Consider the following 11,436-nt stretch of genomic DNA (forward strand, 5'->3'; position numbering starts at 1 on the left):
GGATTCGCCTCGGGCTTCCTCCAGACCCCGCCTCACAACGACGCCCTTGCCTCCGGCTCGGAGTTAGCACCACCTCTTCCTCCAGGGGACTTTCACCCCCAAGCAATCGCCCATGCTGGGCGCACCAACAGACTGGCCCCGCCGCGTCCGCGGCGGGGCCAGAACCCCAAGATCTTCACCAGTCTTCTAGGTGACAGGTCGTCTGAACTCCCTCTCATGTCACCTGGCTGTTTCGTCCGATGCCGGGGCATGACGAGCATCTCTGCGAGAAGTCGCGGTAAGGAGCCCGGGGCCAATGCGGCCGACCGGGCTGTACAGCCTGGAGGGCCTCGCCGACGACAGCCCGCGGCACCAACAGGCCATCGTCATCAGGCGACCGGGATGTTGACGGTCTGCGATTGCCGGAACCACTGGTGATAGGGGAAGTCGGCGAGTTCATGTCCGGCCCGGTGGATCCTGATGAGGGCCAGATGCCACTCGAAGTGCTCGTCGCCGCTTCGGCGCGTGAACCGTACGTCGACCGACCGGAGCGTGCCGAGATCGGCCAGAGCACGACCGAAGTTGTTGGTGTCGCCGCGCTCGAACTCGTCCCTGCCCGGATCATTGAGCTCCAGGAAGGGCGAGCTGCCCTGACTGCCGTTGATCCGAACCTCGACCTTGCTGTTGGTTCCGGCACCGGACAGATTGCCGGTCGTGATCGAGATCACGTAATTGACGGAGGCCAGTGGCGCGACGTCCAGCTGTGCGGCCGACGCGGACGCGGACGCGGCGCCGGCGACGCCCGCGGTTAACCCCGCAGTGAGCATGGCCGCCGTACAGACGGCCGTGAGAACGGTGCGGACTCTCATGGAATTCTCCTCGCTGGCACGGATCAGGTGCAGATACGTCGACGACGCTGGGCATGACAACTGCGGGGGAGATCGCTCAGCCCGGGCAAATGCAACGGTGCTGGGACCGGCGGACACGGGCTTCCTCCTTCTCGAAGGTGGCTTACTGAGACGTACCGAGCATCGGGCGGCGCGGTAGGTAAGGCCATACGGGAATCTGCGTATCCCGCGGTGGGCGTGGTCGACCGGTCGCCCCTGGGGACGGCCGGCTGGGAGTGGGTGGCGTTAGAGTCGAGCTGTGGACACGGCTGTTCCTGGTCGCTTGGTGCGTCGGATGACCGGCTTCCTGGAGGAGGCACGGTCGACCGGAACTGATGCCGTACCTCCTGCGGCCCTGGTCTGTGGCCTGATCGGCCTCGTCCCCGGCGTCTTCTGCTCGTTCTGGGAGTTGGACCTGCCCACCCGCCGGCTGCTGAACTACCGCGACAGCGACGACCTGCCTGGCGGCCCGAGGGGGGATTGCGTCTACTGGCAACTGCGGCACCAGTCCCCCACGTGCCGCTACGCCGAGAAGACCGGCCGGCTCGACGTGGTGCAGGTCAGTGATTTCATCTCCACCCGAGAGCTCCGCAGGCGGCAGATCTACGATGAGATCTTCCGGCCGCACGGCGTCGAGCACATCATCGCCGTGCCGCTGCCGACCACACCGGGGCGCACACGGGTGTTCCAGATCGGGCGAGAGCCCGGCGGCGGGTTCACCGAGACCGAACGTGACATGCTGACCCTCCTGCAGCCACACCTGTACCAGCTTTACCAGCACGCCGCGAGCCGCAGGAGCCCACGCTTCCGACTCACCCAAAGGCAGCTGGAGGTGCTCCGATGCGTGGCACTCGGCATGACCAATGACGAGACCGCCCGGCAGCTGTCGATCTCACCGGGAACGGTCGGCAAGCACCTGGAGAACGCCTACACCCGGCTGGGCGTGACCAGCCGCACCGCAGCCGTCGCCCAGGCGTTCGGGAACACCGGCAACGCATAAGAGTAGGCATCCTGCCGCAGGCCAGGCCAGCTCCTGGCTGGCCATCATCTAACGGCCCCGACGCTGCGCTTGCCGGTTCCGGGCCACCTGCGTCACCCACGCTGCGGTCGGGTGGGCGGTGGCGCCCAGAACCCGGATTCGGCGGGTGCAATGCTCGATGACCGCCAGCACGTACAAGCGGGCGCCGGTGAGGGGTCACGGTCTCTGGGAAGTCGCACGTCAGCAGCGCCCCGGCCTGCGAGCGCAGGAACCCGGGCCAGGCGGTGGCGGAACGCTCGGGCGCCGGGTCGATGCCGGCGTCCTTGAGGATCTGCCAGACGGTGGAGGCGGCCGCCTTGACGCCGAGCACCAACAGTTCACCGTGCACCCGCCGGTAGCCGGGCCGACCGCCCACCGTTCGCTTCATCCGCCTGCTGGTACTGCGCCTGGTGCGGGAGAATCCGAGCTGGGGCCGCGGCGTGGCAGGCATCGCGCGTCCGCCGCTCCCGCCGACCGGAACGGCCGGTCACTCATTGGCCTGGTGGGCTGTCCCAGCCGGAGACGAACCATTGGACTTCTCCGGTGGCCGGGTCGTACAACGGCCGGTTGAGGGTGCCGATGTTGCCTCCGTAGATGTGGATCCCGACGGTGGGCTCGTCGCCGACGGCCGCGACGGCGTGGACGTCGTCGTCGGTCGTGCAGCATACGGTGACCTGCCCGCGTTCCCACACGTGCTCACCGGCCGGCGTCAGGGCCTTCCTGGGCTCGGATGCCACGGGCTTGAGATAGCGGGTCTCGCGTTCGGCCCCGGCGTAAATTCCGGCGACGCCCCATGTTTCGTGTCCGTGGACGGGTGTGTGCTGACCCACATCCCAGACGACGCACGCCAGTGACCAGCTGTCGTCGGGAGCGATGTAGATCGGGTAGTTGACATGGTGTTCGTTCGACGGCCTGGTGAGTTCCGGCGGGAGCCGGTAGTCGCCGGCCAGCAGCTCAGACAACCGCTCGGCGATCCGCTGGGTGATCTCGTGCTCGTCGTCGATGGTGCTGACCAGGGACGTCACGTCTTCGATGAAGGTTTCCATGGTCTGCTCCTACAACTCGATTGCCTTCGCGGTCATCGGCGTTTGGCGGTGAAGGTCAGGTGGGTGACGCCGGAGGGGGTGGAGACGGCTTCGATGTCGTAGGCCTCTTCCAGTGATTCCAGGCCGTCCCAGAGCCGGACGCCGCGGCCGAGCAGGAGCGGGACCTGGACCACGTGCATGTGGTCGACCAGGCCCTCGGTGAGGAAGTCGCGTACCACCGAGGGTCCGCCGCCCAGCCGTATGTCCTGGCCGCCGGCGGCCTGGCGGGCGGTCTTGAGCGCTTCGGCGGGTGAGGCGTCCAGGAAGTGGAAGGTGGTGCCGCCCTGCATCTCGATCGGTGGCCGGGGCCGGTGGGTGAGGACGAAGACCGGGGTGTGGAAGGGCGGGTTGGGTCCCCAGGCGCCCTTGTAGCCGGGGTCGTCCTGCCAGCCGGGCGGGCCGAACTTGCCGGCGCCCATGATCTCGGCGCCTATGCCGGCGCTGTGCATGGCGGCGAAGGCGTGGTCGGCACCGAGACTGCCGCCCCGGGCGCCGCCCATCTCGTGCCAGAAGCGGGTGGCGTACATCCACTCGTGCAGGCGTTCACCGGCGTGTCCGAACGGGGCGTCGGCGGCCTGACCCGCGCCGGTACCGAAACCGTCCAGCGAGATCGTGAAGTTCTGAACACGAACATCGGACATTAGAGCACTCCTTGGATCCGTCGGCGCCGCCCTCCGGCGCCGGTCACCAGAAGGTCGGAGCCGACCGGGCCGTCTCGACACGGCACGTCGAACTTCACCGCGATACCGCGATGTCGCCATTGACCATGCGTCATGCAGCACATGCGTCAACTGACCCGATCGAACCACCAGGCGGCTTCAGATCGGCTTCATTCCGCCCCTGACCGGTCCCTAGTCGCCGGCTGGTCCGCCGATCGCTGTGACGCAGCGCTGGAGAAGGTCGGCGAGTTGCCTGCGCTGACGGTCGTCGAGGTCGGCGACCATGCGGTCCTCGATGGCCTCGGCGACGACGTCGGCCTCTTCGAGGAGTTCGCGTCCCGCCTCGGTCAACGTGGCGCCGAGGATGCGGCCGTGTCCGGGGCGGGGGCGTAGTTCGAGCAGGTCGCGGCGGCCGAGCTCGGTGACGATCTTGTGCATCGTCTGCGGGGTGACGTGCGTGTGCCGCGCCAGCTCGGCCGACGAGATGCCGGGTGTGGCGGCGATGAGGTGCAGCACCGTGCTCTGCACCGGCGTGAGGTCCAGATCGGTCAGGGCGTCCCGTAGTTCGACGCGGACCAGGTGCTGGAGCTGCATGAACGGCGGAAGCGGACGGCTCATGGTTGACATGTTATCAGCTTGGCTGATACATCTGATATCAGCCAAGCTGATAACAAAGGGGACTCGCCGATGCACACGTCCACACGCACACCACCCACGACCGGTCACCGCCGCCGATGGTGGGCCCTGGCCGTCATCGCGCTCGGGCAACTGATGGTGGTCTTCGACGTCACGATCGTGAACGTCGCGCTGCCGTCGATCGGACGGGACCTCGACGTTTCCGAGTCCGGCCGCTCCTGGGTGATCACCGCCTACACCCTGTCCTTCGCCGGGCTGCTGCTGGCCGGCGGCAAGGTCGCCGACAACCTGGGCGCCAAGAAGGCCTTCCTCGTCGCGCTCGCCGGGTTCGCCGCCGCGTCCGCCGTGGGCGGCGCGGCGGGCAACCTCGCGATGCTGCTGGCCGCCCGTGCCGGCCAAGGTGTGTTCGCCGCCCTGCTCGCCCCCGCGGCGATGTCGATGATGGCCGCGCTGTTCCCCGACCCGCGCGAGCGCGGCCGGGCGTTCGCGGTGTTCGGCGTCGTGATGGGCGGCGGGGCCGGTGTCGGGCTGGTCTTGGGCGGAGTGCTCACCGAGCACCTGAGCTGGCATTGGACGCTCTACGTCAACACCCCGCTGGCCCTGCTGGCCGGGCTGGGGGCCGTCCTCGTGCTGCCTGCGAGCCCGAGGCACCGTGCGCGGGTGGACATGGCCGGTGCCGTCCTGGCCACCGCGGGCCTGGTGGGACTGATCTACGGGTCCAGCACGGCCATCGCCGATGGCTGGGCGGCGCCGGTCACGCTCAGCGCGCTCGCCGCCGGCATCGTCCTGCTGGCCGCCTTCGCCGCCGTCCAGGCCCGCGTCCGGCATCCACTGCTGCCACCGCGGATCGTGACCGACCGCAACCGCGGCGGCGCCTACCTGGCCTTTGTACTGGTCATGATCGGCATGTCCGGGATGTTCCTGCTGGTCTCGTACTACCTGCAGACCATCGTCGGGTACACCGCACAGCGCACCGGAGCGGCCTTCCTGCCGTTCGCCGCGGCCACCCTGCTGGCCTCCACCGCGGTCGGGCATGTGATGACCCGGGTCCGGACGGGTGCACTGCTGGCGGTCGGGCTACTGCTGGCCGCCGCGGGCCTGGCATGGCTGACCCGCCTCGATGTCGCCACCGCCTACACCGCCGGGGTCCTGCCCGCGCTGCTGCTCATCGGCGCCGGGGTGGGCGCGCTGTCTCCGGTCGCCGCCAACCTCGGCACCCTGGGCGTCCCCGGCCACGAGACCGGCATCGCCAGTGCCGTGTTCAACGTCTCCGAACAACTCGGCGCGTCGGCCGGGGTGGCCGTCCTCAACACGATCGCCGCCATCAGCACCGCCGCCGTTCTCGCCGCCCGCCCCGCAACCACACTCGCCGCCGGCACCGTCCACGGCTACACCGTCGCCGCCGCCAGCGCCGCCGCCCTCCTCGCCGTCGGAGCAGTCGCCGTCCTGGCTCTGGCCAACGCCCACCTCGGAACCGAAACAGCCGTCAGTGCCGACACCGCCCCGCTCACCAGAACCAACACCGGGCAACGACAGGACTCAGGGCGTCTGCGAGGCGTTCCTGGAGGCGGGGCAGGGGTTGACTCGCCAGCCTCCAAGTCATACATTCATCCATCGCATGTATGAATGAAGGGTGGCGGGTACGGATGCGGAGCGGGACGGCCGTGGTACTCGGCGGCAGCGTGGCGGGCCTGTGCTCTGCCGGAGTGCTCGCGAAGCACTTCGACGAGGTGGTCGTCCTGGAGCGGGATGAGCTTCCGCCGGGCGCGGAGCACCGCCGGGGGGTGCCGCAGAGCAAGCATCCGCATTTCCTCCTCAATTCCGGCCGCCGCGCGATCGGCGAGATCTTCCCCGGGTTCGAGGAGGCGCTGATCGCCGGCGGCGGGATGCATCTGATGCCGTCGATGGACGCGGCCTACTGCGAGAACGACGGCTGGGCCCCGCGCAAGTCCGGATCGATGACGATGGTGTACAGCTCCCGGGTGCTCATCGAACGGGTCCTGCGTGACAAGGTTCGTGATCTGCCGGCCATCGAGATCCGGGAGGGCGTGACCGTCACCGGGCTGCGGTCCACCGGGGGCGGCACCACGCACGGGCGCGTCGAGGGAGTCGAATACCGCACCGCCCACGGCGAGGAGGGCTACCTGGCCGCCGACCTGGTCGTCGACGCGCTGGGGCGCGGCTCCTCGGTCATCGACTGGCTCGGCGCGGCCGGCTGGTCCGCGCCACCGGAAAAGACCCTCGACGCCAAGGTCACCTACATCTCGCGGTGGTACGACCTGCCTCCGGCCGGCCGGCGCCCGGAATCGTGGTGGTGGAAGCACCTGGTCATCACTCCGACCCAGGACACCGGCGACCACCCCGAGGAGCACGAATTCCTCAGCAACTTCTTCCCGATCGAGGGTGACCGCGCCATCGTGTGCATGGGGTCGTGGGGCATCCAGATGCCGCGCAAGACCGACGCATTCGAGGCCGCGCTGACCCGGGTGAGGGCCGCGGCCTTCGGCGAGGCGGCGCGTGCGTGCACACCGACCTCCGACGTGCATCTGACTCGTTCGACCGGCAACAAGTGGCGCCGCTTCGACCTGGTCGACGTGCCCCCGATCGGGCTGGTCTGCGTCGGTGACTCGATCTGCGCCTTCAACCCGTTCTACGCCCAGGGGATGAGTTCGGCGGCCCGCTCCGCGCTCATCCTCGGTGAGATGCTGCGCGGCCGCGACGCGCTGGATCCGGCCTTCTTCCGCGAGTTCCTCGACCGGCAGAAGAAGTCCCTCGACGTGCCCTGGATGCTCGCGATGGCGCGTGACCAGGCCTACGACTTCGCGACCGGGAGCGAGGTCGCCGCCCCCTGGCGGCGCAGGCTGGCCGCGCGCTTCAGCTGGCCGATCTTCAACGCCATCAACGCCACCAGCCGCGAGGACGCCTACGTCGAGGAGACCTTCGCCCAGGTGTTCAACCTCGACAGGTCGCTCAAGGAGATGCTCACCGACCCGAGGTTCTGGTTCGGCCTCGCGCGCTACAAGGTGCGCCAGCGGCTCGGCCGCACGGTGGTGCCCGGCGGGTTCGACGCCCGGCGCGACCCGCCGGGGACCGACTTCACCGGCTACCGCGGACCGGGGCGTGCGTCGTCCAGTGGAGCCCGCCGCGGTGACGACCGCGTCGGCGCCTGACCCCGGAGGCGAGGAATGGACTACACCTGTGACGCGGCGGCCGCGCGTGTCGCCGAGAGACTCGGCTTTTCCTGCCACGACGCCGATCCCGTGATCGACTTCCGCAACCCGTTCGGCCTCGAGAACGACACCATGCCGGTCCTTGAGCTGCTCATCATCGGCGGCGCCGTGTTCGCGCTCGTCCACGCGTGGCGGCGGTGGCGGCGCGACGGCGATCCGGTCAACATCTCGCTGTGGTTCGCCTCGGTCGTGTACCTGGCCGTGATCGAGCCGCCGCTCTACTTCCCCGGCTGGTTCGGCCTGGAGGAGCACGTCGGGTTCATCTTCTCCCACAACGTGTTCACCGTGCAGTTCATGTACGACCGGCTGCCGCTCTACATCGTGGCCTTCTACCCCGCACTGTCGCAGCTCGCCTACGAGCTGGTCCGGGCCCTGGGCGTCTTCGCGCGGCGCGGCCCGCTGCTCGGCTCGATGGCGGTCGCGTTCGCCTGCCAGGTCTTCTACGAGATCTTCGACCACCTGGGGCCCCAGCTGAAGTGGTGGGCCTGGAACACCGACAACGAGGCGATCAACCAGCCGGCGCTCGCCTCGGTGCCGATGAACAGCATGCTCCTGTTCGCCTCGGTCTCGTTCGGGGCCATGACCTACCTCGTCGTCCGCCTGGTCGGGGAGAAGGACGGCCGCGGCACGCTCACCGGGCGGCGGATCGGCTGGCGTACCGTCGTCGCCGGCGCCCTGACCCCGCTCGCGATGATCATCGTGAGCGCGCCCAGCGGGGCCTTCCGCGGTGAGGACCGGCTCGGGATCCAGCGGGCCATCCTCGGCGCCGAACTCGCCGTGGTCTGGATCGTCGGCCTCATCCTGCTGGTGGACGCCTGGCGCGCGGTGCGCGCCGACACGGTGACCCCGGTGGCATCGCCGCTGTTCGCGCGGACCTATCCGGCGCTGTACCTGGGCGTCCACGTCGTCCTGTGGCTGATCGCATTGCCGGCGTATTTTGCGGCGACCAACGGCGTCACCGAGCAGGGAACGCCGACCGGCAGCCTGTGGTACGCCGCGTTGTGCACCGTCGCCGCGACCGGATTCATTCTGGTCGCGCTCCGTGCGACCAGGTCACGATCAGTCGCGGCGCCTGTGCGATCCTAGGGTCATGGCGCGCCACGGCTGGGGAGGCCGGCCTCCCGCATCGGATGCCGAGGCCCGGCAGCGCATCGTCGACGCGACCGCCCGCTGCGTCGACAGGCACGGCGTCACCAAGACGACCCTGTCCGACGTTGCGAACGAGCTCGGTGTCACCCGCCAGACCGTCTACCGACACTTCGACCGGATCAGCGACATCATCGGTGAGGTCGCGGCCCAGGGCGCGGAGTCGTTCGTCGATCGGCTGATCGCCCATCTCCAGGGGATCAGCGATCCGGCCGAGGCCGTGGTCGAGGGCATGGTCTTCTGCGTGCGGACCATCCCGACCGAGCCACGGCTGAGCCTGCTGCTGCAACTCGGGGACTCAAACGCCTTCGGTCGCGGCGCCACCACCGCGGACACCATCGCCTACGGCGCCAAGATGCTGCAGCGCTTCCCCGTCGATTGGGCGGCCGCCGGCATCGGCGAAGACGACCTCAACGGTCTCGCCGAGATCATCATGCGACTCCTGACATCGCTGTTGCAGCACCCGAGTCGGCCGACGCAGGACGAAGCCCGGCTCCGCGCCCTCCTCGACCGCTGGCTGGCCCCCGCGTTCAACACGGCACGTTAGCCGCCGCCTGCGAAGACGCACCGATCAATCACCGCGACTCGATCACGACAGCGTCCATTTCCGATCTGGGCAGCAGCGTGCGACCGTTTTGTCGCGGATGCTACCCCGGGCCCGCTGGAACACCTTCATGGTGACGCCCGCCACCCTGCAGCCGGCATCGCCGTACTGCGGACACCACCGCAGACCCCACGAGCAGATGCCTATGCCGAACGGTGGGTCGGCAGCGTCCGCCGCGCGTGTACCGACCAGCTGCTGGTCTTCTCTCGGAACCATCTGGAAGCCGTACTGAAGATATATGCCGAACATTTCAACGGCCCCCATCCACATCGTTCCCTGGGACAACGACCGCTTGCTCCCGAACCGATCCCATCAAGGTCAACACCACCGTTCGCCGGACACGAATCCTCGGCGGTGCGATCAACGAATACCGCAACGCCGCACAACGATCAACGCATCCACGACAACGCAAAAACGCGACTCAAAGCCAGAATCTGGATATTGAAGCCCCACAGGGTGCGGGGAGGAGTCGCGCCATCGAGTGGTGCCGGTCAGCCGGCGCGCCATCCGGTCGGTGGCCGCCCAGTACAAGTGGGACGCGCTGCCGGTGGTCGTCACACGTCCCGGCTTCGATCAGACCGAAATCCCCAAGTGCGGCTGGACCGCCAGAAATGTCGCCGTTGCCCTACGTGATCGATTTCACCGATTCGAGATCCGCGTGGGTGGTGCTTTCACCATGCCTAGCGATCACTATTCTCAGTATTTGCGACCAGAGTGACATGTGTCGCATCCCTCCGGGCAGCGTGATCAAGAAAGACGATGCCGGACACCTCCGGCAAACGCCGAGATCACTTGTTCGAAGGAGAAAGAATGAGGAGTAGTGCGCGTACCGGTATGGCGGTCGCGGTGGCCGGGGCGGCGAGCGGCCTGACCATGCTGAGCGGCGGCGCCACCGCCCTGGCGGCGACTACCACCGCATCGCCGGAGAAGCCCACTGCCGGCAGCGTCTGCCGTTACGAGGTCACCGCGCGGCACGGGCTCAGGGTTCGCCAGACGCCGCAAGGCAAGGTGATCCCGCCGGCGCTGAAGTTCGGCTCGCACGTCAACGCGGACTGCAAGACGAGCCACGGCGGCTGGGTGGAGCTGCGCGGGGGCGTGCCGGTGGAGCAGCGCCATGGCTGGGTCTTCGCGAGATACCTGAAGCTGATCAAGCCGGTCGGCGGCGTCTCCGCCGGTGGCGGCGGCACCTCCGTGGCGGCGAACCCGACGCTGGCCGGTGCCGGCATCGGCGCGCTCGTCCTTGGTGCGGGTATCGCGATCTCCGCCCGGCGCCGCCAGGCGAGGAACGTCGCCTGAGGTGCGGAGCGGACCGTTCGGCGGTCGGCCGGCCACCCAAGGTGGCAACCGGCCGCCGTCTCCTCCCTGCCTCCCGGATCGGATGAGTAATGAAGTTGAGAACGTGCACCGGCACGGTGCTCGCGGTGGCGGGGGCCGCGAGCCGACTGACACCGCGTCGCGCTGGGCGGCGGGTCCGCAGCAGCACAAAAGGTCTCGGCTGAGCCCATGAGCGAGGCAAAGCCAAGCAGCCGATCGGTCCATCTGCGGTACTGGCTGGCCGCTGTGATCACTTCGACGGGCATCGCCCTGTGCGTCGTCGGGTTCCGGCCGACCGGCCCGGACGCACCACCGCAACCGCCCGCGTCGGTCGCGGACATGCCCAAGGCCCCGGCCCCGAACCCGGAGCAGGCACTTCCCGCAGCCGTCCCGAAACAGATCAGGATTCCGTCCATCAAGGTCGACGCACCGGTCGTCCCGGTCGCCGTCCAGCCCGACGGGGCGCTTGGGGTACCACCGCTGAGCCGCGTCGAAGAGGTCGGCTGGTACAGGGCCGGGCCGACGCCGGGCGAGAACGGTCGCAGCGTCCTGGTCGGCCATGTCGACTCCAAGAAGGAGCCGGGTGTCTTCTACAGTTTGGGCGCGCTGCGCCAGGGACGCCGGATCGAGGTCGTCCGCAAGGACGGCACGGCAGCGGTCTTCCGCGTCGACGGCGTCAAGCGCGTCTCCAAGGACAGGTTCCCGACCGAGAGCGTCTACGGAGACGAAGGCGGGCCGGAACTGCGTCTCGTCACCTGCGGCGGCAACTTCGACCGCGAGCGGGGCCACTACGACGACAACATCATCGTCTACGCCTCCCTGATCCCCAGCTCCCAGAACGCCGAGAACGGGGGCAAGCCGCCCGACTGACGGGCCCT

Annotated in this window: 12 protein-coding genes; 8 read left to right on the forward strand and 4 right to left on the reverse strand. The window is 68.7% G+C overall.

What is annotated here, in order from left to right:
• Window positions 1-368: 368 nt before the first annotated feature.
• Window positions 369-848 carry a PLAT/LH2 domain-containing protein gene (locus tag E1289_RS22845; protein ID WP_131983425.1) on the reverse strand — a complete coding sequence of 160 codons (480 nt, stop codon included), beginning with the start codon at window positions 846-848 and terminating at the stop codon, window positions 369-371.
• A 313-nt stretch (window positions 849-1,161) separates the two neighbouring features.
• Here E1289_RS22845 and E1289_RS22850 point away from each other — a divergent pair, with 313 nt between their 5' ends.
• Window positions 1,162-1,866, forward strand: coding sequence for a helix-turn-helix transcriptional regulator (locus tag E1289_RS22850; protein WP_131983427.1), 705 nt, complete (start codon window positions 1,162-1,164; stop codon window positions 1,864-1,866).
• Window positions 1,867-2,375: 509 nt separating this feature from the next.
• On the opposite strand, the gene E1289_RS22865 is transcribed toward E1289_RS22850, so the two are convergent.
• The 3 genes from E1289_RS22865 to E1289_RS22875 form a co-directional block, all read right to left on the reverse strand.
• Window positions 2,376-2,930, reverse strand: a complete 555-nt coding sequence (locus tag E1289_RS22865) for a hypothetical protein (RefSeq protein WP_131983429.1) — start codon at window positions 2,928-2,930, stop codon at window positions 2,376-2,378.
• 32 nt (window positions 2,931-2,962) lie between these two features.
• Window positions 2,963-3,610, reverse strand: a complete 648-nt coding sequence (locus E1289_RS22870; protein WP_131983431.1) for a dihydrofolate reductase family protein — start codon at window positions 3,608-3,610, stop codon at window positions 2,963-2,965.
• A gap of 210 nt (window positions 3,611-3,820) precedes the next feature.
• Window positions 3,821-4,246: a MarR family transcriptional regulator gene (locus E1289_RS22875; RefSeq protein ID WP_165970579.1), complete on the reverse strand. Its 426-nt coding sequence runs from the start codon at window positions 4,244-4,246 to the stop codon at window positions 3,821-3,823.
• 69 nt (window positions 4,247-4,315) lie between these two features.
• Here E1289_RS22875 and E1289_RS22880 point away from each other — a divergent pair, with 69 nt between their 5' ends.
• The 7 genes from E1289_RS22880 to E1289_RS22915 all read left to right on the forward strand — a co-directional run bounded on the left by E1289_RS22880 (window position 4,316) and on the right by E1289_RS22915 (window position 11,428).
• Entirely contained in the window at window positions 4,316-5,890 is a 1,575-nt protein-coding gene (locus E1289_RS22880) for an MFS transporter (RefSeq protein WP_131983435.1), read from the forward strand.
• Window positions 5,891-5,910: 20 nt separating this feature from the next.
• Window positions 5,911-7,434 carry a hypothetical protein gene (locus E1289_RS22885; protein WP_207929095.1) on the forward strand — a complete coding sequence of 508 codons (1,524 nt, stop codon included), beginning with the start codon at window positions 5,911-5,913 and terminating at the stop codon, window positions 7,432-7,434.
• A gap of 15 nt (window positions 7,435-7,449) precedes the next feature.
• Window positions 7,450-8,580, forward strand: a complete 1,131-nt coding sequence (locus tag E1289_RS22890) for a hypothetical protein (protein ID WP_131983437.1) — start codon at window positions 7,450-7,452, stop codon at window positions 8,578-8,580.
• A gap of 4 nt (window positions 8,581-8,584) precedes the next feature.
• Window positions 8,585-9,187 carry a TetR family transcriptional regulator gene (locus E1289_RS22895; RefSeq protein ID WP_131983439.1) on the forward strand — a complete coding sequence of 201 codons (603 nt, stop codon included), beginning with the start codon at window positions 8,585-8,587 and terminating at the stop codon, window positions 9,185-9,187.
• A gap of 538 nt (window positions 9,188-9,725) precedes the next feature.
• Window positions 9,726-9,962: a hypothetical protein gene (locus E1289_RS39740; protein WP_131983441.1), complete on the forward strand. Its 237-nt coding sequence runs from the start codon at window positions 9,726-9,728 to the stop codon at window positions 9,960-9,962.
• Between the two features lie 116 nt (window positions 9,963-10,078).
• Window positions 10,079-10,540 carry a hypothetical protein gene (locus E1289_RS22910; RefSeq protein WP_131983443.1) on the forward strand — a complete coding sequence of 154 codons (462 nt, stop codon included), beginning with the start codon at window positions 10,079-10,081 and terminating at the stop codon, window positions 10,538-10,540.
• Window positions 10,541-10,747: 207 nt separating this feature from the next.
• Window positions 10,748-11,428: a class F sortase gene (locus E1289_RS22915; RefSeq protein ID WP_131983445.1), complete on the forward strand. Its 681-nt coding sequence runs from the start codon at window positions 10,748-10,750 to the stop codon at window positions 11,426-11,428.
• Window positions 11,429-11,436: the final 8 nt, after the last annotated feature.

Source organism: Actinomadura sp. 6K520 (assembly GCF_004349245.1).
Classification (GTDB): Bacteria; Actinomycetota; Actinomycetes; order Streptosporangiales; family Streptosporangiaceae; genus Spirillospora.

What these genes read in the sequence shown, in the direction of transcription:
- E1289_RS22865 (WP_131983429.1), bottom strand. Translation starts at nt 2,930, where the DNA reads ATGGAAACCTTCATCGAAGACGTGACGTCCCTGGTCAGCACCATCGAC.
- E1289_RS22875 (WP_165970579.1), bottom strand. Translation starts at nt 4,246, where the DNA reads ATGAGCCGTCCGCTTCCGCCGTTCATGCAGCTCCAGCACCTGGTCCGC.
- E1289_RS22915 (WP_131983445.1), top strand. Translation starts at nt 10,748, where the DNA reads ATGAGCGAGGCAAAGCCAAGCAGCCGATCGGTCCATCTGCGGTACTGG.
- E1289_RS22910 (WP_131983443.1), top strand. Translation starts at nt 10,079, where the DNA reads ATGGCGGTCGCGGTGGCCGGGGCGGCGAGCGGCCTGACCATGCTGAGC.
- E1289_RS22885 (WP_207929095.1), top strand. Translation starts at nt 5,911, where the DNA reads ATGCGGAGCGGGACGGCCGTGGTACTCGGCGGCAGCGTGGCGGGCCTG.
- E1289_RS22850 (WP_131983427.1), top strand. Translation starts at nt 1,162, where the DNA reads ATGACCGGCTTCCTGGAGGAGGCACGGTCGACCGGAACTGATGCCGTA.
- E1289_RS22895 (WP_131983439.1), top strand. Translation starts at nt 8,585, where the DNA reads ATGGCGCGCCACGGCTGGGGAGGCCGGCCTCCCGCATCGGATGCCGAG.
- E1289_RS22870 (WP_131983431.1), bottom strand. Translation starts at nt 3,610, where the DNA reads ATGTCCGATGTTCGTGTTCAGAACTTCACGATCTCGCTGGACGGTTTC.
- E1289_RS22880 (WP_131983435.1), top strand. Translation starts at nt 4,316, where the DNA reads ATGCACACGTCCACACGCACACCACCCACGACCGGTCACCGCCGCCGA.
- E1289_RS22845 (WP_131983425.1), bottom strand. Translation starts at nt 848, where the DNA reads ATGAGAGTCCGCACCGTTCTCACGGCCGTCTGTACGGCGGCCATGCTC.
- E1289_RS22890 (WP_131983437.1), top strand. Translation starts at nt 7,450, where the DNA reads ATGGACTACACCTGTGACGCGGCGGCCGCGCGTGTCGCCGAGAGACTC.